This is a genomic window from Novibacillus thermophilus (assembly GCF_002005165.1).
Classification (GTDB): Bacteria; Bacillota; Bacilli; order Thermoactinomycetales; family Novibacillaceae; genus Novibacillus; species Novibacillus thermophilus.
In genome coordinates, this window is record NZ_CP019699.1 from 301,164 (window position 1) to 323,811 (window position 22,648).

Genomic DNA, 22,648 nt, shown 5'->3' on the forward strand with positions numbered 1-22,648 from the left:
ATGGCCTTTGAGTGGCCATAACGTTAAGATAGAGGTGTTGTTAGAAGCGAGGTGAGAGCGCTTGATACGCGTTCGACACATATCGAAACGCTACCGCGATACGGTAGCGGTGGACGATGTCAGTCTCGATGTGCGAGAAGGGGAAGTGTTTGGCTTACTCGGGCCAAATGGTGCCGGCAAAACGACGACCATGGAAATGGTGGAAGGTCTGCGCCCACCTGATACCGGGGAAATTGTCATTGACGGATTGGACGTCGTTCGTGAGCGGCAGCGCGTGAAAAAGGTTATCGGGATTCAGCTGCAAGCGACGGCCTTGTTTGAGCGGTTGACGGTGAGGGAGATGTTGCGCTTGTACGCCAGTTTTTACGGCGAGACACAGCCCACCCAAGACATTTTAAGCCGCTTCCACTTGGAAGAAAAAGCAGAAGACTGGGTGAAACATTTGTCGGGAGGGCAGAAACAGCGCCTCGCGATCGGCCTTGCCGTCATTCACGATCCGAAAGTACTGTTTTTGGACGAACCGACGACCGGTTTAGATCCACAGGCGCGCCGAGGACTGTGGGACATTATTCATACGTTACAGCAATCAGGGAAGACGATCGTTTTGTCGACCCACTACATGGAGGAAGCGGAAGCCCTGTGTGATCGGATTGCGATTATGGATGCCGGTAAAGTGATTGCCCTCGACACCCCTTCTGGCTTGATCCGGAGACTGGATTCTGACAGTGTCGTTGAATTTGTGGTGCCAGACGGCCTTGACGTGTCTCGCTTTCAGTCACTTGCCGGTGTAAAACGGGTGAAGAAAGTGGACGATGGAAAAGGGGTCCAGCTGTTAACGGATGCGTTACAACAGACGCTGAAAGAACTGATTGACCTTTCCGAGCATGGGACGTTTAAAATAAATGGATTGCGCACACGGACAGCCACTTTGGAAGACGTTTTTTTACACCTGACGGGAAAGAGGTTGAAGGATTGATGAAAGGATTTTGGCAGTTGACTTTAACACAGGTGCGGTTGTACGTGCGCAACAGGCAGGCGCTGTTCTGGTCATTTTTTTTCCCGGTCTTCATGATGATGTTGTTGGGCGGCGTCTTGGGAGATGGGAACGGATTCAGCCTTTCCCTCACCGTGGCAGACGACGATCAAAGCAGAGAATCCCGAAGCTTTCTGGCTGAGCTTTCGGAATTGGAGGGGATCGAGGTCCGGCAGGTGGATAGGGCAGGCGGGATGACAGCGCTGGAACAGGGCGATGCGGACATGCTGCTCGTCATTCCGTCCGGTTTCGGTGAAAAAGTTGAACACGGTACAGGTGTTTCAATGAAACTGTATCACGATAAAGAAAACCCCCAGGTGGCCGAAATCGGCAAAACGCTCGTCCACCAGTTCATAGACCGTTGGAACAAGCAGTTGACAGAATTTACACCGCTCATTTCAGTGGAAGACGTCAGTGTGCAAAGTGTGGACATCTCCTACACCGATTTTTTAGTGCCGGGCATTCTCGCGCTGCTGATCATGAACAACAGTCTGAACGGTGTGACGGCGACGATTTCGTCGTGGCGTGAACGCGGCATACTGCGCAGGCTACAGGGAACACCTCTCAGAAGTGCGACGTTCGTCGCCAGCCAGATTGCAGCGCGCTTCCTTTTTAACAGTGCGCAGATCGTCCTCGTGTTGCTCGTAGCGTTGTTCGTCTTCGGTGTGCGCAATAACGGGTCGTGGCTGCTGCTCATGGCCTATGTAATACTCGGAACCTTTACATTTATGGCGATTGGGTTCATCATCGCCAGCGTGGCGAAAAACCCGGAGAGCGCGTCTCCCCTTGCGGGATTGCTGTCTTTTTTTATGATGTTTTTAGGCGGCATTTTTTTTCCCATTCGCGATTTGCCTGTTTGGCTAGCACCGCTCATTCACGTGCTTCCGATCTCGTATTTGGCCGAAGCGCTTCGCGGGATAATGAATGCCAGTGCCGGATGGACGGATCTGTGGCGGGAAGGGCTCGTCCTGTTGGGTTGGTTGATCGGATCGTTTGTCGTGTCTGCGTGGACGTTTAAGTGGGAGGAGGAGAGAGGTTGATTGTGGGAATTGGGCTGGACATCGTGGAAGTGAGCCGCTTCGGCAGTGAAGCGCATCCCCGTCTGGAGGAGAGGATTTTGACCCCGGGAGAACGGGGGCGTGTGCCTGTCAGTGAACGGCGCCGACGAGAGTATGTCGCCGGCCGTTTTGCCGTCAAAGAAGCGACGGCTAAAGCGGCGGGGTGCGGAATCGGAAAAACTGTCGGCTGGCAGGATATCGAGGTGTTGACGGACAGGGCCGGGCGCCCCGCCGTGACTATCTCACCGGAAGTTTTGGCACTCCTCGGGTGGGAAGACGTGTCTATTCACTGCAGTATTACCCATTCTCAACGTCTAGTGGCTGCACAGGTCATCGTCGAGCGGTAGACATAAAGGGGACAAGGCGGACATACATATATAACGCAGGTCGAGGAGGGAAACTGTGTGTATGTGGTAAAGGCACAGGAGATGCGCGAGTTGGATCGCCAAACGATTGAGGATTTGGGCATTCCGTCGACCGTGTTGATGGAAGTGGCCGGTCGTGCCGTGGCGCAAGAAGTGAAGCGACGCAGAAGGGGGAGCTGTAAAGTAACGGTGCTTGCCGGTCACGGCAACAACGGGGGAGATGGTCTCGTTGCAGCACGTCACTTGGCTGAAGCGGGGTACGATACCCACGTCTGGCTTGTCGGGAAAGTAGAGCGGTTCAGTGACGATGCCAGACGTTTCTGGGAAGTCTGTCAACGCCTGTCTATCCCGACCCGTGTTTTTTCCGAAGATCAGCAAGAGGCGTTACAGCGTTCTCTCGACGAAGCGGACGTGGTCGTTGACAGTTTGCTGGGGATCGGTCTGAGCGGAAATGTGCGACCTCCCATGAAGGAGGTCATCCGCATGGTTAATCGTTCCGCCGTTCCCCTCGTCGTCGCCGCCGATGTACCAAGTGGCGTGAATACGGATAACGGAGCTGTGATGGGAGAAGCGATGCGGGCCCATTGTACAGTCACCTTCGCTTTTCCGAAGTGGTGTCACTACTTAGCTCCGGCTGCAGAGTTGGCAGGAGATTGTGTCGTAGCCGATATCGGCATACCGCAATCACTGGCCGCCCAGTACCCCGTCGCTTCCCGCGTCACTGACATGGCGCACTGGGCACAACACGTCGAGCGCCGCCCCGCTTTTTCGCACAAAGGATCGTTCGGTCACGTGCTCGTTGTCGGCGGTAAAGGAGGAATGTCCGGAGCACCTGCCCTCGCCTCCCGGGCAGCTTTAAAAGCCGGGGCGGGGTTGGTGACCACTGCTGTTCCCCGCGGCATTCAATCTGTCGTTGCCGGTTACACACCTGAAACGTTAACGTTAGGTTTCGGTAAAGGGAGTGACGACCGTTGGACGGCGGATTCAGTCATGCCACTCGTCGAACGCGTGAATGATTACGACTCGCTCGCTATCGGACCGGGTTTGGGGCGTTTTCACGGGGATGTCGAGTGGTTGCGAACGCTGTTGAGCGCTGTCGAATCTCCGGTCGTGCTGGATGCCGACGCTTTAAACATTTTGGCTGCCGATTTGCGGCTGTTGGACGATTGCCAAGCTCCTGTCATTTTGACGCCGCATCCGGGTGAGATGGCTCGTCTGTTACAGCGGGAAGTGCCGGATGTTGAACGACACCGTCCGGAAATCGCACGCGAGCTGGCCAGGGAGACAGGCGCCGTTGTCGTGTTAAAAGGGCGTTTTACGATTACCGCCTTTCCTGACGGGCGGCAATTCGTCAATACAACCGGAACGCCGGCCATGGCAAAAGCTGGATCTGGCGATGTACTGACAGGCATGATTGCGGCGAACATCGCTCAAGGAATGTCCCTGGATGTCGCAGTGCCCCTTGCTGTCAGTTTACACGGCTGTGCCGGAGAGGTGGCAGCAGAACGCGATTCGGAGTTCAGCGTCTTGGCTACGGACATCGTAGACCACATCGGAACGGCCTTCAGTGTGGCGAGATCCAACGAACCTCCAGGCTTTACCGACACATTTCCCGGGAAATAGACAATTTCCATAAGGGGATGATCACATGCCTCGGAGCGGGTGGACGATCACTCTCGTGGTTACGTTGGTGATCGTTTTGGTCGGGTGCGGGATGAAAAGTGAAGAAGATATTGTCGAGGATTTGCGTGCCCAATCTAATGAAAACAGCTACCGCTCTCATGCTACGATGAGTGTTCAGTCAGGATCAGAACAGCATCAATACGACATTGAGGTGTGGTACCAGCCACCGCACTATTACAGAGTCGCTTTGAAAAACGCTGCACAAGACGTGACACAGATTATTTTGCGCAACGATGAAGGGGTGTTTGTCCTGACACCTCAAGACGACAAACACTTCCGTTTCCAAAGTAATTGGCCAGATGCACACGGTCAGCCGTATTTATACCAGACCCTCGTGCAAAGTATCGTAGAAGATGACAACCGAGAATTTGAAAAGGCGGATGACAGCTACATTTTCAATGTCGCTGCCAATTACAAGCAAAATCAAGCGCTAAAACGTCAACAGATTCAGTTAAATAAAGATTACGAGCCCGAACGGATGGCGATATTGGACGCGGATGGAGAACCGCTAGTTGAAGTGGAGTTCGATAAGTTCGAAATGGGGGCAAATTTCGACAGCGATGCTTTCGATATGGAGCGCAATATGAAAGACTGGGGTGAAGAGACAGCTGAAGCATTGGCAACAGATGGAGAAGAAGAGACATCAGAAAAAAATGACGTCGGAGGGTTGACGCCATCGTACATTCCAGAAGGAACGCAGTTGGAAAGTGAGTTTAAAGTGGCAGGGGATAAGGGAGAAGGTGTATTGTTTCGCTATGGTGGCGACAAACCGTTCACACTGCTGCAACAGCCGGCAACCCAGACCGTCCCAGCCACGGCAGCTGCAGTGGGGGAACCAGTTCACCTCAGTTACGCCGTCGGTGTTCTTCTGGAGTTGGGAGATCAGAAGCAATTGAATTGGACTTACGACGGTGTCGATTTTCAGCTGAAGGGCGCCTTAACGGAAGAAGAACTCGTGCAAGTGGCAGAGTCCATCGAGAATCAATCGACGAAATAAACACGTCTCATCAAGGGTATGGCCGTTGTCGCCTCCCTTATTTTTTTGCACATTTGACAACTTCCCGCCTCCGTTCTAAGCTGAAAGCACAACCGTGTTACTTAAGGGGAAAGGACGACCGTCCTTTCCCTGAAAAAGTCGTACCTGTCGGACACACCCTTGCTGGTACGCCTAACCTTTCTGTTCGTTTTGTGGGCAAAAAGTTCGGGGCTGTCCCCTCTTGTGAGACTTTAACGACATGTGTTCGTGAAACTAGTAAAAGAGGTAAGACCATGCTAGATTCGTTTTATCGTGACACAGTTGCGGAAATTGACTTAGATGCTGTCGCTCACAATGTCCGCGCATTTCGCGCCTGGCTGCCTCCCCGTACAGCTATCATGGCCACCGTGAAAGCGAACGGATACGGGCACGGAGCGGAGCCGGTGGCACGGGAAGCGCTTGACAACGGTGCGACTTTCCTCGGTGTTGCCACGCTGGACGAGGCAATCGAACTGCAGGACGCAGGGATCCGCGCTCCCATCCTCGTCATGGGATACATCCCAGTACGGGGTTTGGCCGAGGCGATTGCGAGAAAGATCCGCATCACTGTCTACGATCCTGATCACGCGGCCCAAGTTAAAGAAGCATCGGCCGCCGTTGGGAAGCGGGCCGTCGTACACCTGAAAGCCGACACGGGAATGGGGAGGTTGGGGGTCCGGTTACATGAAGTTCCACCGTTAGTTGAACAGTTGCTAGATACTAGGTTCTTCGAGCTGGAAGGGTTGTTTACGCATTTTGCGCGCGCCGACGAGAGAGATAAACAGTACACCCATTGGCAGGCGAACAACCTTAAAATGATTTTACAAAAGTGTAAGCGTATGGGGGCGTCTTTTTCACTCGTCCATTGCGGGAACAGTGCTGCTGCCATAGATTTGCCCCAGTACGGCTTCAACATGGTGCGGATTGGCATTAGCTTGTACGGGCTTTACCCGTCTGCCGAAGTGAAGCGACAAAACGTGGCGTTAAAACCCGTCATGTCGCTCAAGACGAAAATCGTCCACGTAAAGCGCGTTCAAGCGGGAACGGGTATCAGCTACGGATCGACCTACCGTACGAAAAAGGAAGAAACGATCGCGACGTTACCCATCGGCTACGCCGATGGATACAACCGCCTTCTCTCTAACCGCGGCCAGGCCCTCGTCCAGGGGAAGCGCGTGCCCATCGTCGGACGAATATGTATGGATCAGACGATGCTCGCCTTGCCAGACGGATTGAAGGCCCGCGTCGGGGATGAAGTCGTTTTGTACGGCAAGCAGGGAGGCGAAGAGTTGCCCGTCGACGAAGTCGCGAAATGGTTAGGAACGATCAACTACGAAGTGACGTGTATGGTGAATCGCAGGGTCCCCGCGTCTACATGCGAAACGGCCGCCCGGTCGAGGTGAGAGTCGATACGGCAAAAAAATTGTGAGAAAATGACGGGATTAGCAGGATTTTTTCAAAAAGTGGCGAATAGAATGGTGGTGATGCGTTCAATTCCGTATATTTTTGCAAGTGATCCGACATAATGGTAGTATTGATAGGGGAAATTTGAACGGTGATGGTTGTTGGGGGTGTGAGTTTCCATTGTCAGAAACAAAGCGTATTATGATCAGTTTGCCGCAGCACCTTCTTCACGAAGTCGACGGAATGGTAGAAGCGGAGCAGTCCAGCCGAAGTGATTTTATACGTCGTGCGATGAAGCAGTATTTACAAGAGTTGAAAAAGCGCCACATTCGCGAAACGATGCAGCGCGGATACGTGGAAATGGCTAAAATTAACCTGAATATCGCTGCGGAAGCGTTTCAAGCGGAGGAAGAAGCGGACCTTACCCTAAACCGTCTGGTTAGCGGGGTGTAACGTGTTGATGGTGAAGCGCGGCGACGTTTACTTTGCGGATTTGTCACCGGTCATCGGTTCTGAACAAGGTGGAATCCGCCCCGTACTCATTATTCAAAACGATATCGGCAATCGGTTCAGCCCTACTGTCATCGTTGCCGCGATAACGGCACAAATTCAAAAGGCCAAGCTTCCGACGCACGTGGAGATCGACGCGAAACTGCACGGGTTTGACCGTGATTCGGTTGTCCTGCTGGAGCAGATTCGCACGATTGACAAACAAAGGTTGACCGACAAAATCACTCACTTAGATGAAGATATCATGGAGGAAGTCGATGAAGCCTTGCAAATCAGTCTGGGCCTCATCGATTTTTAACAGCATAGGGAGGTTCCCCCTTGCTTTTTTTGTGTACCTTACCCGTTAAAACGGGTGTATTTGTTCAGTTGGAGGCAAAAGATGGAGCTAGATTTCACTCAACTCATTGCAAAAGAACTCAGCATTCAATACCGGCAAGTTGACGCCGCGATTCGCCTGTTAAAAGACGGGAATACGATTCCGTTTATTGCCCGGTACCGGAAGGAAGCGACCGGTGAACTGGACGAGGAGACCCTGCGCGCCGTGGACGAGCGCTGGCGGTATTTAGAGCAACTAAGTGAGCGGAAACGAGAAGTCATCCGGCTAATCGACGAACAGGACAAATTGACGGATGAGCTCAGGGAGCAGATTGAGAAAGCGACCAAACTGCAAGAAGTAGAAGACTTGTACCGCCCGTACCGCCCGAAACGCAAGACGCGTGCCTCTGTCGCAAAAGAAAGAGGATTAGAACCTCTCGCCCGGCATATGGCAAAAGAGAACGACCTCAAACGCCTTCTGCGTGAAGCGCAAGCGTTCGTCTCCGAAGAAAACGGCGTTCCGACGCCAGAGGATGCGATCCAAGGGGCGAGCGACATCTTGGCAGAAGACATTGCCGACCGTGCCGACATTCGACAATGGGTTCGGCGCACTGCTTGGGCAGAAGGCGTGATCCGTACGGAAGCGCGGGACGCATCCGTAGAGTCCGTCTATGAAATGTACTACGATTACGAGGAAGCAGTGAAATCGATTCGTCCGCACCGCGTCCTCGCCATTAACCGCGGGGAAAGGGAAGAGATCTTGCGCGTGAATATGCGATTCCCTGAGAAACGCATTCTGTCGTACATAGGCGATCAAGTCTTTGGTCAAGGTGTTAAAGGCACAGTGTGGGAAGACATTGTCCGTGACAGTTACAAGCGGTTAATCGCTCCAGCCGTTGAGCGGGATATTCGCAAGTCGTTGACAGAAAAAGCGGAAGAGCAGGCGATTCGTATTTTTTCTGAAAATTTGCGCCACTTACTCCTGCAACCTCCGATTCGCCACCACGTCGTGATGGGAGTGGACCCGGCGTACCGAACGGGATGTAAACTGGCAGTCGTGGACGACACGGGGAAGCTCTTGCACGTCGAGGTGTGTTATCCGACACCCCCGCAGAACAAAATCAGTGAAGCGAAAGACATTTTCCACCGCTTAATCGAGCAGTACGGTATCAGTTTAATCGCCATCGGCAACGGAACCGCCTCTCGGGAGACGGAGAGGTTCGTGGCCGAAGTCATCCGCGAGTCCGACCGGGAATTGTATTACGTCATCGTCAGTGAAGCGGGGGCAAGTGTGTATTCTGCATCTAAACTGGCAAAGGAAGAATTTCCTGACCTGGACGTGGCCGAACGAAGCGCCGTCTCAATCGCCAGGCGCCTGCAAGATCCGTTGGCAGAACTGGTCAAAATAGAACCGAAAGCGGTTGGCGTCGGACAGTATCAACACGACGTCAGTCAAAAGAGATTGAGTGAAAGCTTGAAAGGAGTCGTCGAGTCGGCTGTCAACCACGTCGGTGTCGATGTGAATACAGCCTCTCCTGCGCTTTTGCAGTACGTTTCAGGCATATCGCCTTCCGTTGCCCAAAATATCGTCAAATATCGAGAGACGGACGGAAAATTTAAGAGCCGTCACGAGTTAAAAGCCGTCCCGCGCCTCGGTGAAAAGACGTACGAACAGTGTGTCGGGTTTTTGCGCATCTACGGTGGCGACCATCCGTTGGACAAGACGCCCATTCACCCGGAATCGTACGATCTCGTTGAATCTTTACTGGAATACCTCGGGGCTGACTATGAACTCATCGGCTCGGAACTGCTGAATGAACAACTGCGGCAGTTGGACTACTCGAAGGTAGCCGAGGTGTTGCAATGCGGGGTTCCGACGCTCAAAGACATTGTAGAGGCGCTGGAGCGCCCTGGCCGCGACCCGCGGGAGGATTTGCCTAAACCGATTTTGCAATCAGATGTGCTGAAGTTGGAAGATCTGCAAGAAGGGATGAAACTCAAGGGAACTGTGCGAAACGTCGTCGACTTTGGCGCTTTTGTCGATATCGGGTTGAAAAACGACGCCTTGGTGCACATCTCCAAAATGCGGGAGTACTTTGTCCGCCATCCGCTGGATGTGGTATCAGTGGGTGATGTTGTGGACGTGTGGGTGCTCGATGTGGACACCCGCAGAGAGCGAGTCTCCTTGAGCATGATTCCGTTGTCTTAGAAAAAAACGTCCAGTTTGGTTTGTGTTGTGGACGTTTCAGACGGTGTCGGAGGTTTTGACTGTGGACCAAGAGAGTTTGCAAAAGTGGGTCGAACGAATTTCCGAAGAAGATTTCGGCCTTCCGTTTCGCCATGAGGTGCGTTACAACCATCGCTTGCGGACGACGGGCGGCCGTTACTTTCCCCACGACCACTCCATTGAGTTAAACCCGAAGTACTGGGAGCACGGAAAAGAGGAAATGTTGGGCATTGTGCGGCATGAGCTGTGCCATTACCACTTGCATTTAGCTGGAAGAGGTTACCGGCACCGGGACAAAGATTTTCAAGCCTTGCTAACAAAAGTAGGGGGATCGCGTTACTGCCGCCCATTGCCGGGAACCCAAAAGCAGAGGGCGGCCAAATACGTCCTCGTTTGCCGTTCTTGTCAAACGAAGTACTTTCGCAAGAAAAAGATGAATCCCGACCGGTACCGATGTGGCAAGTGTCATGGCAAATTGCGTCTACACGTCTTGACCAACTGTGAGGGAATGTGGTAAATTAACATCACCCGTCTCAATAGATGGGAGCACACGTTTCCCAGTCATTTACTCTTGCACGTATCCCATTAAAGCTGTATACTAAAAGATGTGTCTCATTTCGTTCCTCCGTAGCTCAATGGTAGAGCGGTCGGCTGTTAACCGATAGGTTGTAGGTTCGAGTCCTACCGGAGGAGCCATCTTATGCGGAGAGATACCCAAGAGGCCGAAGGGGACGGTTTGCTAAACCGTTAGGGGGCCCTATGGCCCCGCGAGGGTTCGAATCCCTCTCTCTCCGCCACGAAGCTGGAAATTTTTTGAGCCATTAGCTCAGTCGGTAGAGCACCTGACTTTTAATCAGGGTGTCGCAGGTTCGATTCCTGCATGGCTCACCATTTTTGCGGTCGTGGTGGAATAGGCAGACACGCTATCTTGAGGGGGTAGTGGCCGAGAGGCCGTGCGAGTTCGAGTCTCGCCGACCGCACCATCACACTTGCTACTCTCGGGATGTGGCTCAGCTTGGCAGAGCGCCTCGTTCGGGACGAGGAGGTCGCAGGTTCAAATCCTGTCATCCCGACCAGACCGGTGTGGGGACCGTACCAGTGTTTGGGGTGATTGAGACATCTCTCGTCACTCCCTGGGCGTACGTCCTCCACACAACCATCACGAGGGCGAGGCACGGTAATGGCCCGCCTGTACCATGCGGGTGTAGTTCAATGGTAGAACACCAGCCTTCCAAGCTGGATACGTGGGTTCGATTCCCATCACCCGCTCCATAAACCAACGCGCGGATGTTGTATTCCGCGCGTTTGTTTTATGTTTGCCACGCCTTTGGCATGATGGATATAATAAGACGAACGGGTGGGAAACACATGGTGGAACTGACGTTTGACAGCAAGTCTGTAGAGGATACTAACCGGTTGGCCGAACAGGTGGCGCGTATCGTTCAACCGGGTGACGTCTTGGCGTTGAAAGGGGATCTCGGTGCAGGGAAAACGACGTTTACGCAAGCTTTTGCCCGGGCACTGGGTGTTCAAGAGCGTGTCAACAGTCCGACCTTTACACTCATCAAAGAGTACCGCGGGCGGATCCCCCTTTACCACATGGATTTGTACCGTTTGAACGGTGAGGAGGAAGCAGCAGCCCTCGGGCTGGAAGAGTATTTTGACGGCGAGGGCGTCTGCATCGTTGAGTGGGCCGATCGCCTCGGAGAGGCGTTGCCGAAAGATGTGGTTCACATTACGATGGAGGAGACATCCCCGCACACAAGGCGCATCCGGGTATGGGGGACAGACGGGCCAGGATGTGACCGGGTGAAGGAGTTGTTGGAGGCTTGAAATGGTTAGCAATGGATACGAGTACGTCGGTCCTCGCCGTGGCCGTCACGGACGAAGAGACCGTGTTGGGCGATACAGTGCTCCATTTAAAGCGCCATCACGCCGAGCGTCTGTTGCCTACGATTGACCGCATGCTTTCGGACACGAACGTTTCCTTGCGGGATATTGGGGGAATTGCGGTCACTCGGGGACCGGGCTCCTATACCGGCGTGCGCATCGGCGTAACGACGGCGAAAATGTTGGCGTGGTCGTTAAAACTGCCCCTTGTCGGCATCTCCAGCCTCGCGGCTCTGGCGGTCAACGGCCGTCGCTTTTCTGGCAGTCTCATTCCGATGTGGGATGCACGGCGCGAACGGGTGTACACGGGCCATTATCGCTTCGACAAGAATGAAAACATAACTGCCGTGCATCAAGACCGAGTGGTTCCTGTGAAGGACTGGGTCAAGCGTTTGACGGAGACAGAAGGGCCGTTTCTCTTTTTAGGAGACGGAGCCGTCCAGTACCGCGACATCATAGTCAACGTGTTAAAAGAACGGGCGTTTTTTGCCACACTGGAAGAAAATGTCGTTCGCCCGTCGTCTGTCGGTCGTTTAGCGATGGAACAGTGGAGCCGCGGGGGAAGTGACGACGTTGCTCGCTTTGTCCCTGAGTATTTACAAGTAACGGAGGCAGAGGCCAAGTGGGAGATTCAAAAATAGGTGGTCAGAACCTGCTGCTGGAAGGAAAATCCGTCGAGTTCCGCCCCATGGCGGAAGGGGACATTCCGGCCATCTCCGAAATAGAAACGCTGTCCTTCACAACGCCGTGGACGGAGGAGGCGTTTCGCCGGGAATTGAAACACAATCCGTTTGCCTACTACACCGTTGCTACACACAGGGAGCGCGTCATGGCTTATTGCGGTGTGTGGCTGGTTGTCGACGAGGCGCACGTGACAAACGTCGCTGTGCATCCAAAGTTCCGGGGAAAAGGGATCGGGAAACAGCTGTTGACGTACGTCATGGCCTTTGTAAAGGGAAACGGGGCGGACAGAATGACCCTGGAAGTGCGCCCGTCAAACAGAGTCGCCCGCCGTTTGTACGAGAGCCTCGGTTTTGTTCACGAAGGCACCCGGCCCAACTACTATCCGGACAATGACGAAGATGCGTGGATCATGTGGGTGAATTTAAAATGAAGACCATATTGGCCATTGAAACGAGTTGTGATGAGACGGCTGTCGCTCTAGTTCGCGACGGGAAGGAATTGCTCTCCAATGTCGTGTCCTCCCAAGTAGAGATTCACCGCCGGTTCGGTGGGGTCGTGCCCGAAGTCGCTTCAAGGCGTCACGTCGAACAAATGACGTTCTTGCTGGAAGAAGCTTTGCAGCAGGCTCAAATTAAAGCGGAAGAAGTGGATGCGGTCGCAGTGACGCAGGGACCGGGATTGGTTGGCGCATTGCTCATCGGCGTCACGGCAGCCAAAACGCTAGCCTACTCTCTCGGTGTACCCGTCATTCCCGTCCACCATGTAGCCGGGCACATTTACGCCAATCAACTCGTGGGAGAGATGCAGTTTCCCCTTGTCTCCCTCGTCGTTTCGGGTGGACACACTGAACTCATTTTGATGGAGGATCATTACGATTTCGAAAGGTTGGGACAAACACGGGACGACGCGGCCGGAGAAGCGTACGACAAAGTTGCGCGGCTGCTTGAACTGTCGTATCCCGGAGGGCCGGTCATCGATCAGCTGGCTCAAAAAGGGAAGGTCACTTACAACTTCCCTAGGGCGTGGTTAGAGCCGGGGTCCCTCGACTTCAGTTTCAGCGGCTTGAAGACAGCGGTCAAGAACGCCATCCAATCAGAACAAGAGGTCGTCGTTGAAGATGTGGCTGCCAGTTTCCAAACGGCGGTTCTTGACGTGCTGGTGGAAAAAACGCGCCGAGCGGTGGAACAGACCGGTGTCCGGCAGCTGATCGTCGCCGGTGGCGTATCGGCGAACACGGAGCTGCGCCGGCGGTTGCAGTCGTACGCCCGAGAGACGGGTGTCACATTGTCCCTTCCCCCCCTTGAATTGTGCACAGACAACGCGGCGATGATCGCAGCTGCCGCCTATTATGCAGAACAAAAAGGCATAAAGGCCGGCCTGGATTTAAACGCAGATCCGAGTCTGCCCCTTGAATGAATGCTCTGTAAAAAGTGGATGGTCTCCCTTTCCATCCCGACACCGTTGTTCAAAAACAGGTTACGGCTTAGTTTAAGCCGTTTTTTTGTGGGTAATTGTGATCCACAGCCTCCCTAAAGCTGTGGATCATGTGGAAAGTAGCGATGGAATCAGTCGGGAAAAGGATTAATTTTTCCACAAAAACAGACACGGTGATCCCCTTCTGGCTGTGGATAATGTGGATAAAACGGTGGATAACTGAAAAAACACGATTATTTTTGTGGATAAGGTTGTGGATGACGAGATTGGGATATAAAGGGGTGAAAATGGGGATTGTAAATAACGCAGAACGAGATGAGAGAGGCGGGAACCTGGTGCGTCGCATCGTGCTGTTATTCAGTGTCTTTTTGGCTATATCCTCCTTTTTTCCAACCGCATACGCGCAACATCATTCCCGCCCACAATCCGTGACCGTGATCTCGATTCCCGGTCTTTCTTTTGCTCATTTGGAACATGCAGACCTCATCCCCCATTTTAAACGTTTGGTGGATGAGGGGAGCATTGGGGCAATGAATTTACGCACAGCTGGTTCTGATACACTGGCGAACAGCTACGCCACGTTAGCGGCCGGCCGGCGCGTGACGGTTCCACAGCCGGAACCTTTTTACCAACTGAACGAAACGTTTCAGGGGCGTCCAGTGTCAGCGTGGATAAGTGAACGCATCGGAATCACCCCGCGTTCAGGGACGGTCTTTCCGAACCTCGTTCCGTTTGCCGAGAAAAATCAAGTAGGCGCCATGCACGTTCAACAGATCGTGCTCGGCGAGGTGTTGAGACAGGCAGGCCTTGGCACTGCCGTTTGGGGAAACGCCGATTGGGGTGAAGAACAGGTACGGTTTGCTCCGTTTTTGTCCATGAACCGTGATGGGCACACCGTGGAAGCTGCAGTCGACGACCGAGTGCTCGTCACGGCGAAAGGTTTTCCTTTCGGGGTGAAGACGAATTACGCTTACGTACTGGATGAGGTGAGGCATTCTGCCGCAGAGCTTCGCGTTGTGGAGTTAGGGGATTTGTACCGCTTGCAGCGAGAAGCTGCAAAGATGACGGAACAACGCGCGAAGGCCGTGGAGCAGGAGATCCTCCACGAGGTTGACCGATTTCTGCAACAATTTTTGGCGACGTTGTCGCCGGGGGACGTCGTCTGGATTATCTCCCCTTACACCCAACAGTCTCACCCCAAGTACAAGTCCCAGCTGGCCCCGGCGATCTGCTATCGGGAGGGCCAGGATGGAGGGATCCTGTATTCCCCTACGACACGCCGCGTCGGGATTATCGCCAATATCGATTTTGCTCCGACGGTGCTCGAAACGTTCCAGATTCCAAAACCTGCTTGGATGGACGGTCGGCCAATCACTGTGACAGACGGGGAGGAGAAGGACGCATTCTGGGAGACGCTGGAACAAGTGGAGACCGTGTTTCATCTCCGGCCTTACGTCATATACGCTTATGCCCTGTACCAGGTCGTGGCGTTCATCATAGCTCTCGGACTGCTCCTGGGCAAAAAGACCAGGGGGACAGGATTAGTGCAAATTGCGCTGTTGGCCAGCATTGTGACTCCTTTTTTGTTTTTAGTTCTGGCTGCCGTGTCGCCGTTCTCGTACCGGCTGTTTCTAGTTCTCTGGGTCTTTACAGCTTTGCTGATGGCACTCTCGTTAAAAAGGCTTCCGACGGTTCCCCTTTTTTTTATGCTCGGATTGGTCGGGTTTGCCCCGGTCATCGTGGACGGTCTTCTTGGCGGTCACTTGATTCGCCAGTCCTTTCTCGGCTACGACCCGATTATCGGGGCCCGTTATTACGGCATCGGAAATGAGTACATGGGCGTTGTCATCGGTGCTGTCTTATTAATGGTTGCAGCTTGGCTAGAGTGGAAACGTCCGACGGGGCGCTGGGTGAAGATCGGGACGGCTTTTTTGTTCGTTTTTTTGGTCCTTTACTTTGCTGCCCCCTTTTGGGGGACGAACGCAGGAGGGGCTTTGGCGGCTTCCGCCGGGTTCGGGGTAGCGTATGCCCGCTTTTTTCACTCGCGGATGGATTGGCGTTTTTGGCTCGCTTTTGCCGCGTTGGGCGTAGCGGGTGTCAGTCTGTTGTTCATCATGAATGTGGTGTTAGACGTATCGGCCCCGTCTCACATCGGACAGGCGTTCGGACACTTGCTGAAAGGAGATATCGCACAAATCGTCGACATCGCTTCCCGCAAATTGGCGACGAACGTTCGGTTGATCAAAGGTTCGCTGTGGGGGCGGGTGTTTTTTGTTTCCCTTTTGGCCATGGCCGTGCTCATTATTCAACCCCTTCGCGGGATACGTTGGCTGAAGACGCGTTATCCTTACATGTTCCACGGTTTTACCGCTATTCTCGTCTCGGCCCTCAGCGCGCTCGTCTTCAACGATTCAGGCATTGTCTCCGCAGCGACGGCTATCGCCTACGTCGTCATCCCGCTGTTGTTGATTGTTTGCCGGGAGTGGATGCCCCCCTACGAAAGGTCCTGATCCTCAGCCAGTTCGCTCCAGCGGTTCAGTTCCTCGTCCAACTGCCGCCTCAGCTCTTCCAACTCCCGCTGCAGGCGGGACGATTTTCGGTAATCCATGTAAACGTCGGGTTGAGCGAGGCGTTGTTCTCTTTCGGCCACATCGTTTTCTAGCTGCTCGATAAGCTGTTCGCTTTCAGCCAGCAGCTGTTCTCGCTGGCGATTTTTGTGACGTTGACGCACTACCTCGCTGTGTGAGCGTTTTGGGGTTTGGGTTTTCGTATCGGGTTTTGCTTGGGCGGTCAGCGCCGCTTTTTTGGCAGCGTAGTCGTTGTAGTTTCCGATGTAGGTGGAAAAGCCGTCGGTTGACAGTTCGAAGACGCGCGTTGCCACCTTGTTGATAAAGTAGCGGTCGTGGGAAATGAAGAGGAGTGTGCCCTCGAACTGAAGCAACGCCTTTTCCAGCTGCTCTTTGTGGTATATATCCAAGTGGTTGGTCGGTTCGTCTAAGAGGAGCAAGTTGCTTTTGCGCAACGCTAATTCCGCGAGGCAAAGGCGCGCTCTTTCTCCTCCCGACAGTTGTTCGACGCGTTTAAAGACGTCGTCGCCCGTAAACAGATACTGTCCGAGCACGGATCGGATCGTGTGTTCCGTTTCTCGCGGGTAGCGGTCCCACAGTTCGTCCAGCACTGTTTTGTGCGGGTGAAGGTGCCTCTGCTCTTGATCGTAGTACCCGATGGACACGTTGGTTCCAAGCTGGACGGTTCCGGAAAGGGGAGGCAACAGCCCGGCCACAGTCTTTAACAGCGTCGTCTTCCCGATGCCGTTCGGTCCGACGAGTGCCACGCGGTCCTTTCGTTTCAACCGGGCTTGCAGTTTGCGGCATAACGGCTTTTCACGCGTGTACCCGATGGTCACATTCTCTAGGGTCAACACGTCTTGCCCGCTCACCGAGCGAACGTCGAAGTGAATCGCCGCACACTTGCGTCCGGTTTGCGGGGGCTTAATCCGCTCCATTTTATCCAGCATTTTTTGCCGGGCCTGGGCCCGTTTTGACGTAGAGGCCCGGGCGATGTTTTTTTGAATGAAAGATTCCATCCTTTGTATTTCTTCCTGTTGGGCGGCGTACGCCTTTTCCAGGCGAGCCTGCTCGGCGTCTCTCTGTCGGACGAAGCGGGTGTAGTTCCCGCTGTAGACAGTCAGCGATTCGCGGTCGAGTTCCCAAATGGTGTTCACGAGGGCGTCTAAGAAAGAACGGTCGTGGGAGACGATGAGCAGGGCGCCCGGATACGTTTGCAAGAAGTTTTCCAACCATTCTAGTGTGGCGATGTCCAGGTAGTTCGTCGGCTCGTCGAGCATGAGTAGGTCAGGTTGCTTGAGGAGCAGTTTCGCCAGGGAGAGTCGCGTTTTTTGACCGCCGCTGAGTTGTGACACATACGTCTTGTGCGGCGGGTACTCTTTCAGCCCAAGGCCGCTTAACACGCTGCGGATACGGGCTTCATAACTGTATCCTCCGGCTTTTTCAAACGTTTCCTGTCTTTCGGCGTACCGTTCCATCACGCGGGCATAAAGCTTTTCATTGGCGAGAACACTTGTATCGCTCAACTGTCGTTCCAGTTCGCGCAGCTCGCGCTGCATCTTTTGGATGTGGGAAAATACGGTCAAACACTCGTCCCACAGTGTGCGATCGCTGGACAGGTCGGTCTCTTGGGAGAGATAACCGAAGCTCGCTCCTTTTGTCCAGTGGACGGTGCCGCCGTCCTGTTCCCGTTCACCTGCCAGCAATTGAAGCAAGGTCGACTTGCCGGCGCCGTTCACACCGACGAGGCCGATGCGTTCACCTCTCTGTATGCGAAAGTCGATGTCGTCGAAAACGGTCTCCGCTCCGTACGATTTCGTCAATCCTTTGCCTTGCAGTAACAGCATCGTGATTCGCTCCTCTGTTTCTTTCGTATAGTCTACAGGATCGTCAAAGCGGGAACAACCGGAGTTCGCAAAAGGGCATCCACTTTGGCACGCGGTAGCAGTAGACAGGGAATCGAGGTACAATCGAATTAAATGGCAGGTTAAGAGGGTGAATGTGACGTGGATAAGCGGGAATTGCGCCAGGCGTATCTGTCCAGACGCCGCGAGATGTCGCTCGATGCGGTAAAGCGTTCGTCGCTGGCCATCTGCAAGGACATCTCGTCGACAGCGTGGTTTCAACGGTCTAAACGGTTGCTCATGTACATGCCCATTCGCCGGGAGGTCGACTTACGTCCTTTAATGGACGTAGCGTGGAGAAAGGGGAAGACCGTGTATTTGCCGAAAGCTGACCCAGTCACGCATGCGATGGACGCGTACGCTGTCCACAGTCTGGACGAACTGAAGGCAGGGGCGTACGGGATTTTGGAACCGCCGGCAGATGCAACGAAAGAAGCCGACCTTGAAAAACTGGATTGCGTGTTCATCCCGGGAGTCGTCTTCGACCGGCAAGGCTATCGCATCGGCTACGGCGGCGGATATTACGACCGGTTTTTGCCGAGATTGACGTCATCGACACTGCTGATCGGAGTGGCGTACGCTTGGCAAGTGGTCGAACGCATTCCGCGCGATGCGTACGACGAGCCCCTCCACGTACTGGTGACGGAAAAGGAAGTCCTGACGTTCTCACTCCCAACGTTCACGAAACATTCACGCCGCACACGTCCTGAATAGGGTACAATGTAGACAGGGCACGCTTACTTGCGACGAACTAGGCTCAAGTGTATCATTAACTAGCAGAGAGGTTTTATATAGAGATTGTGTTTGGAGGGACCTCATGGCAGAGCAAAAATTGCCCCCGGTCACGGCTAAGCGACTTCCCCTGTACTACCGTTACTTGGAGAAACTGCACGCCGTCGGGAAAGGTCGAGTGTCGTCTGCCGAGTTGAGTGAAGCGTTGCAAATAGATTCTGCTACAATTCGCCGAGACTTCTCCTATCTCGGAGAACTGGGCAAAAAAGGCTACGGCTACAATGTCCAGTACTTGTTACAGTTTTTACGTGAGTTTCTCAAGCAAGACGAAGTGGCTAATGTCGTGTTGATCGGGGTCGGCAATTTGGGGACCGCCCTTTTGCGCTACAATTTTTACCGTAGTCACAACACGAAGATCGTGGCCGGTTTCGACATTGACCCGAATAAAATAGGAACGTACGTCGACGGAATTCCCATCTATCCGCTAAACCGGCTAAAAGAAGTGGCACTGTTGCACGACGTAGACGTCGCGATTTTAACCGTTCCGGTGAACGCCGCCAAGACAGTGTTCGACGAAGTCGTCAGTGCAGGTATTCACGGCATTCTCAACTTCACACCCGTCCGCCTGACGGTGCCGCCGCACGTGCGTGTCCATCATATCGATCTGACGACAGAACTGCAAACGCTGATTTACTTTTTAAAGAACTTTCCTCCCGAAGATGAAAGTTCGGAGCAAGAGCCGTTAGAAAACGACGCAAACAGGAGGTGAGGCGGGATGGGGATTACATCAATTGGTTTGCCCGGATTGATCTTAATCCTTGTCGTCCTGCTGTTACTGTTCGGGCCGAATAAATTGCCGGAATTGGGCCGGGCCATCGGGAATACACTGAAAGAGTTTAAAAAAGCGACAAAAGACTTGACGTCAGACGATGGGGATACCAAAAAAAACCGGTAGAAGATGTGAAGTGAGGGTAACCGCATATGACAGAGCAATCGTCTGAGCAACATATCCTTCAACACCTGGAAGAACTGCGCCGGCGTCTCATCTGGGTGTTGCTCTTTTTTGTGGTCGCCATCATTGTCGGCTTTATTTTTGCCGAACCGATTGTCCAACATTTAAAAAACGACCCAGCTGCCCGGGACATTCCGTGGAACGTCTTTGCATTAGGGGATGCGCTCCGCGTCTACTTGCAATTTGCTTTTGTCATCGCCCTCGTGATGACGACCCCGTTTTTTATGTTTCAATTTTGGAAATTCGTCAAACCGGGTTTAAAACCGCATGAACAAAGGGCAACCTTAGTGTATATCCCGTTTGCCTGTATGCTTTTTGTCGTGGGAATCCTGTTTGCATATTACGTCATCTTCCCGTTCGTCGTTCAGTTTATTTCGTCCTTCTCTGAACGATTGGGAGCACAGGAAATGTACGGCATCAGCCAGTATTTTGGGTTTATGTTCCGCCTGGTTCTCCCGACTGGCATCGTCTTTGAACTGCCGGTCATCGTCATGTTTTTGACCCGTATTCGCATCTTGACCCCCGGTCTGTTGCGGAAGTTTCGCCGTTACGCTTACGTCCTGCTCGTCGTCGTCGCGGCGATGATCACACCGCCGGACTTCGTGTCCAACATTCTCGTTGCCATCCCGCTCATCTTGCTGTACGAAGCGAGCATTTGGTTGTCGAACAGGGTGTACCGCAAAGTAGCGGCGGAAGATGCTTCATTCCGTTAGAGCACAACAAGAAAATTAAAAAAAAAGTAGGCAAACGACTTGCATTAGGATCACAAAATGAATATTATAAAAAGTGATGTTAGCACTCGACTTAAGAGAGTGCTAACAAACTTGACGACTCGACGAAAGAGGAGGGTTTTACCGTGATCAAACCATTGGGTGACCGTGTGGTTTTGGAGGCCATCGAGAAGGAGGAAACGACCGCTAGCGGTATCGTTCTTCCCGACACTGCCAAAGAGAAACCACAGGAAGGAAAAGTTGTCGCCGTCGGCTCCGGCCGTTACGAAAACGGGGAAAAAGTCGCACTGGAAGTAAAAGAAGGCGACCGCGTCATTTTCTCCAAGTACGCCGGTACCGAAGTGAAGGTCGGAGACAAGGAGTACCTGATTTTGCGGGAAAGCGATATTTTGGCTATCGTGGACTAAATGAAATCGACCATCACTACATATTAAGGAGGTCAACCTAAAGATGGCAAAAGAGATCAAGTTCAGTGAAGAAGCCCGTCGTGCCATGATGCGCGGCGTTGATGCGTTGGCAAATGCGGTAAAAGTGACGCTCGGGCCAAAGGGACGCAACGTTGTGCTGGAGAAAAAATTTGGTTCTCCGCTAATTACGAACGACGGTGTTACCATTGCCAAGGAAATTGAACTGGAAGACGCTTTTGAGAACATGGGCGCCCAATTGGTAAAAGAAGTGGCGACGAAGACGAACGACGTCGCCGGTGACGGGACGACGACGGCTACTGTCCTCGCGCAAGCCATGATTCGCGAGGGTTTGAAAAACGTGGCAGCTGGAGCAAACCCGATGGTCATCCGCAAAGGGATTGAGAAAGCGACGGCTGCAGCAGTCGAAGAACTGAAGGAAATCTCTAAACCCATCGGCGGTAAAGAATCCATCGCCCAAGCTGCTTCCATCTCCGCAGGAGACGAAGAGATCGGTCAACTCATTGCTGAAGCGATGGAGAAAGTCGGTAACGACGGCGTGATCACTGTCGAAGAATCCAAAGGGTTCGAGACAGAACTGGAAGTTGTCGAAGGGATGCAATTTGACCGCGGGTACATTTCCCCGTACATGGTCACGGACAACGACAAGATGGAAGCTGTACTCGAAGAGCCGTACATCTTAATCACGGACAAGAAAATCAGCAATATTCAAGACGTACTCCCGCTGTTGGAGAAAGTCGTCCAACAGGGCAAACCGCTCTTAATCATCGCAGAAGACATGGAAGGGGAAGCGCTGGCCACCCTCGTCGTCAACAAGTTGCGTGGAACGTTTACCGCTGTGGCCGTTAAAGCGCCAGGGTTCGGCGATCGGCGCAAGGCCATGCTGGAAGACATTGCCATTCTGACCGGCGGTCAAGTCATCACAGAAGACCTCGGCCTTGAACTGAAAGCGACAGAAGTATCGCAGTTGGGCCGTGCACGCCAAGTGCGTGTCACGAAGGAAGAAACGATTATCGTAGACGGAGAGGGCGAAAAGTCGGCTATCGGGTCCCGCATTACCCAAATCCGTCAACAGTTGGAAGAAACGACTTCTGAATTCGATAAAGAAAAGCTGCAAGAGCGTTTGGCCAAATTGGCTGGCGGAGTGGCTGTCATCAAAGTCGGTGCTGCTACTGAAACCGAACTGAAGGAGAAGAAATTGCGCATCGAAGACGCCCTCAACTCCACTCGGGCGGCTGTAGAAGAAGGACTCGTGTCCGGTGGTGGAACGGCGTTCGTCAACGTCATTCCGGCTGTCGAAAGTGTAGAGGCGACAGGGGATGAGGCGACAGGTGTCAACATTGTCAAACGGGCGCTGGAAGAGCCGGTTCGCCAAATCGCCCAAAACGCCGGTCTCGAAGGGTCTGTCATCGTCGAACGGCTGAAGAAAGAAGACAAAGGAATCGGATTTAACGCCGCCACCAGCGAGTGGGTCAACATGGTGGATGCCGGGATCGTCGATCCGACGAAAGTGTCCCGCTCTGCTCTGCAAAACGCTGCCTCCGTTTCCGCAATGTTCTTGACGACGGAATCGGTCATTGCCGACAAACCTGAAGAAGAAAAAGAAGCTCCAGGCGGCGGTGCAGGCGGCATGGGCGGCATGGACGGCATGATGTAAGC

At 53.4% G+C, this 22,648-nt stretch carries 22 protein-coding genes and 6 tRNA genes; 27 read left to right on the forward strand and 1 reads right to left on the reverse strand.

The window, feature by feature from the left end; all coding sequences use genetic code 11:
• The first annotated feature begins 61 nt into the window (after positions 1-61).
• From B0W44_RS01660 to B0W44_RS01760, 21 genes are all read left to right on the forward strand, one after another.
• The gene (locus B0W44_RS01660; RefSeq protein ID WP_077718500.1) at positions 62-976 is read left to right on the forward strand and encodes an ABC transporter ATP-binding protein; all 915 of its coding nucleotides are present in this window, start codon (positions 62-64) and stop codon (positions 974-976) included.
• The gene (locus tag B0W44_RS01665; protein ID WP_077718501.1) at positions 976-2,073 is read left to right on the forward strand and encodes an ABC transporter permease; all 1,098 of its coding nucleotides are present in this window, start codon (positions 976-978) and stop codon (positions 2,071-2,073) included. The genes B0W44_RS01660 and B0W44_RS01665 overlap by 1 nt, the downstream gene beginning before the upstream one ends.
• 2 nt (positions 2,074-2,075) lie before the next feature.
• Entirely contained in the window at positions 2,076-2,438 is a 363-nt protein-coding gene (gene acpS, locus B0W44_RS01670; protein WP_335582663.1) for a holo-ACP synthase, read from the forward strand.
• Positions 2,439-2,495: 57 nt separating this feature from the next.
• A complete protein-coding gene (locus B0W44_RS01675) occupies positions 2,496-4,079 on the forward strand; it encodes an NAD(P)H-hydrate dehydratase (protein WP_077718503.1) in 1,584 nt (527 codons plus the stop codon).
• A gap of 25 nt (positions 4,080-4,104) precedes the next feature.
• Positions 4,105-5,136, forward strand: coding sequence for an outer membrane lipoprotein-sorting protein (locus B0W44_RS01680; RefSeq protein ID WP_077718504.1), 1,032 nt, complete (start codon positions 4,105-4,107; stop codon positions 5,134-5,136).
• A gap of 272 nt (positions 5,137-5,408) precedes the next feature.
• Entirely contained in the window at positions 5,409-6,557 is a 1,149-nt protein-coding gene (alr, locus tag B0W44_RS01685) for an alanine racemase (RefSeq protein ID WP_077718505.1), read from the forward strand.
• A 202-nt stretch (positions 6,558-6,759) separates the two neighbouring features.
• Positions 6,760-7,011 (forward strand): CopG family ribbon-helix-helix protein, encoded by a 252-nt coding sequence (locus B0W44_RS01690; RefSeq protein ID WP_077721204.1) that lies wholly within the window; start codon positions 6,760-6,762, stop codon positions 7,009-7,011.
• 4 nt (positions 7,012-7,015) lie between these two features.
• A complete protein-coding gene (locus tag B0W44_RS01695) occupies positions 7,016-7,366 on the forward strand; it encodes a type II toxin-antitoxin system PemK/MazF family toxin (protein ID WP_077721203.1) in 351 nt (116 codons plus the stop codon).
• An 81-nt stretch (positions 7,367-7,447) separates the two neighbouring features.
• On the forward strand, positions 7,448-9,592 hold the full coding sequence (locus B0W44_RS01700) for a Tex family protein (protein WP_077718506.1): 2,145 nt from the start codon (positions 7,448-7,450) through the stop codon (positions 9,590-9,592).
• A gap of 61 nt (positions 9,593-9,653) precedes the next feature.
• Entirely contained in the window at positions 9,654-10,127 is a 474-nt protein-coding gene (locus tag B0W44_RS01705) for a SprT family protein (RefSeq protein WP_077718507.1), read from the forward strand.
• A 104-nt stretch (positions 10,128-10,231) separates the two neighbouring features.
• Positions 10,232-10,306 (forward strand) — tRNA-Asn (locus B0W44_RS01710).
• 8 nt (positions 10,307-10,314) lie between these two features.
• Positions 10,315-10,407 (forward strand) — tRNA-Ser (locus B0W44_RS01715).
• An 18-nt stretch (positions 10,408-10,425) separates the two neighbouring features.
• Positions 10,426-10,501: transfer RNA gene (locus B0W44_RS01720), tRNA-Lys, on the forward strand.
• Positions 10,502-10,506: 5 nt separating this feature from the next.
• Positions 10,507-10,593: transfer RNA gene (locus B0W44_RS01725), tRNA-Leu, on the forward strand.
• Positions 10,594-10,609: 16 nt separating this feature from the next.
• Positions 10,610-10,686: transfer RNA gene (locus B0W44_RS01730), tRNA-Pro, on the forward strand.
• 122 nt (positions 10,687-10,808) lie between these two features.
• A tRNA-Gly gene (locus B0W44_RS01735) sits at positions 10,809-10,882 on the forward strand.
• Positions 10,883-10,978: 96 nt separating this feature from the next.
• A complete protein-coding gene (gene tsaE, locus B0W44_RS01740; RefSeq protein WP_077718508.1) occupies positions 10,979-11,443 on the forward strand; it encodes a tRNA (adenosine(37)-N6)-threonylcarbamoyltransferase complex ATPase subunit type 1 TsaE in 465 nt (154 codons plus the stop codon).
• Positions 11,440-12,141 carry a tRNA (adenosine(37)-N6)-threonylcarbamoyltransferase complex dimerization subunit type 1 TsaB gene (gene tsaB, locus B0W44_RS01745; RefSeq protein ID WP_077718509.1) on the forward strand — a complete coding sequence of 234 codons (702 nt, stop codon included), beginning with the start codon at positions 11,440-11,442 and terminating at the stop codon, positions 12,139-12,141. Before tsaE ends, tsaB begins: the two co-directional genes overlap by 4 nt.
• A 47-nt stretch (positions 12,142-12,188) precedes the next feature.
• Complete coding sequence (rimI, locus tag B0W44_RS01750; RefSeq protein ID WP_077721205.1) at positions 12,189-12,614, forward strand: ribosomal protein S18-alanine N-acetyltransferase; 426 nt, start codon at positions 12,189-12,191, stop codon at positions 12,612-12,614.
• Complete coding sequence (gene tsaD, locus B0W44_RS01755; protein ID WP_228441391.1) at positions 12,611-13,600, forward strand: tRNA (adenosine(37)-N6)-threonylcarbamoyltransferase complex transferase subunit TsaD; 990 nt, start codon at positions 12,611-12,613, stop codon at positions 13,598-13,600. Before rimI ends, tsaD begins: the two co-directional genes overlap by 4 nt.
• Positions 13,601-13,875: 275 nt before the next feature.
• Positions 13,876-16,128, forward strand: coding sequence for a hypothetical protein (locus tag B0W44_RS01760; protein WP_149026902.1), 2,253 nt, complete (start codon positions 13,876-13,878; stop codon positions 16,126-16,128).
• On the opposite strand, the gene B0W44_RS01765 is transcribed toward B0W44_RS01760, so the two are convergent.
• Complete coding sequence (locus B0W44_RS01765) at positions 16,113-18,032, reverse strand: ABC-F family ATP-binding cassette domain-containing protein (RefSeq protein ID WP_077718512.1); 1,920 nt, start codon at positions 18,030-18,032, stop codon at positions 16,113-16,115. The genes B0W44_RS01760 and B0W44_RS01765 overlap by 16 nt on opposite strands.
• A gap of 159 nt (positions 18,033-18,191) precedes the next feature.
• Here B0W44_RS01765 and B0W44_RS01770 point away from each other — a divergent pair, with 159 nt between their 5' ends.
• From B0W44_RS01770 to groL, 6 genes are all read left to right on the forward strand, one after another.
• Positions 18,192-18,803: a 5-formyltetrahydrofolate cyclo-ligase gene (locus B0W44_RS01770; RefSeq protein ID WP_077718513.1), complete on the forward strand. Its 612-nt coding sequence runs from the start codon at positions 18,192-18,194 to the stop codon at positions 18,801-18,803.
• Positions 18,804-18,906: 103 nt separating this feature from the next.
• Positions 18,907-19,590: a redox-sensing transcriptional repressor Rex gene (locus tag B0W44_RS01775; protein WP_077718514.1), complete on the forward strand. Its 684-nt coding sequence runs from the start codon at positions 18,907-18,909 to the stop codon at positions 19,588-19,590.
• A gap of 6 nt (positions 19,591-19,596) precedes the next feature.
• Positions 19,597-19,776 carry a twin-arginine translocase TatA/TatE family subunit gene (gene tatA / locus B0W44_RS01780; protein WP_169835366.1) on the forward strand — a complete coding sequence of 60 codons (180 nt, stop codon included), beginning with the start codon at positions 19,597-19,599 and terminating at the stop codon, positions 19,774-19,776.
• Between the two features lie 26 nt (positions 19,777-19,802).
• Complete coding sequence (gene tatC / locus B0W44_RS01785; RefSeq protein ID WP_077718515.1) at positions 19,803-20,546, forward strand: twin-arginine translocase subunit TatC; 744 nt, start codon at positions 19,803-19,805, stop codon at positions 20,544-20,546.
• Between the two features lie 143 nt (positions 20,547-20,689).
• Positions 20,690-20,971: a co-chaperone GroES gene (gene groES, locus B0W44_RS01790; protein ID WP_077718516.1), complete on the forward strand. Its 282-nt coding sequence runs from the start codon at positions 20,690-20,692 to the stop codon at positions 20,969-20,971.
• A 43-nt stretch (positions 20,972-21,014) separates the two neighbouring features.
• Positions 21,015-22,646, forward strand: a complete 1,632-nt coding sequence (gene groL / locus B0W44_RS01795) for a chaperonin GroEL (RefSeq protein WP_077718517.1) — start codon at positions 21,015-21,017, stop codon at positions 22,644-22,646.
• Positions 22,647-22,648 lie beyond the last annotated feature (2 nt).

What these genes read in the sequence shown, in the direction of transcription:
- B0W44_RS01775 (WP_077718514.1), top strand. Translation starts at nt 18,907, where the DNA reads ATGGCAGAGCAAAAATTGCCCCCGGTCACGGCTAAGCGACTTCCCCTG.
- groL (WP_077718517.1), top strand. Translation starts at nt 21,015, where the DNA reads ATGGCAAAAGAGATCAAGTTCAGTGAAGAAGCCCGTCGTGCCATGATG.
- B0W44_RS01690 (WP_077721204.1), top strand. Translation starts at nt 6,760, where the DNA reads ATGATCAGTTTGCCGCAGCACCTTCTTCACGAAGTCGACGGAATGGTA.
- tatA (WP_169835366.1), top strand. Translation starts at nt 19,597, where the DNA reads ATGGGGATTACATCAATTGGTTTGCCCGGATTGATCTTAATCCTTGTC.
- tatC (WP_077718515.1), top strand. Translation starts at nt 19,803, where the DNA reads ATGACAGAGCAATCGTCTGAGCAACATATCCTTCAACACCTGGAAGAA.
- rimI (WP_077721205.1), top strand. Translation starts at nt 12,189, where the DNA reads ATGGCGGAAGGGGACATTCCGGCCATCTCCGAAATAGAAACGCTGTCC.
- tsaD (WP_228441391.1), top strand. Translation starts at nt 12,611, where the DNA reads ATGAAGACCATATTGGCCATTGAAACGAGTTGTGATGAGACGGCTGTC.
- alr (WP_077718505.1), top strand. Translation starts at nt 5,409, where the DNA reads ATGCTAGATTCGTTTTATCGTGACACAGTTGCGGAAATTGACTTAGAT.
- B0W44_RS01665 (WP_077718501.1), top strand. Translation starts at nt 976, where the DNA reads ATGAAAGGATTTTGGCAGTTGACTTTAACACAGGTGCGGTTGTACGTG.
- B0W44_RS01700 (WP_077718506.1), top strand. Translation starts at nt 7,448, where the DNA reads ATGGAGCTAGATTTCACTCAACTCATTGCAAAAGAACTCAGCATTCAA.
- B0W44_RS01680 (WP_077718504.1), top strand. Translation starts at nt 4,105, where the DNA reads ATGCCTCGGAGCGGGTGGACGATCACTCTCGTGGTTACGTTGGTGATC.
- tsaE (WP_077718508.1), top strand. Translation starts at nt 10,979, where the DNA reads ATGGTGGAACTGACGTTTGACAGCAAGTCTGTAGAGGATACTAACCGG.
- B0W44_RS01765 (WP_077718512.1), bottom strand. Translation starts at nt 18,032, where the DNA reads ATGCTGTTACTGCAAGGCAAAGGATTGACGAAATCGTACGGAGCGGAG.
- B0W44_RS01760 (WP_149026902.1), top strand. Translation starts at nt 13,876, where the DNA reads ATGACGAGATTGGGATATAAAGGGGTGAAAATGGGGATTGTAAATAAC.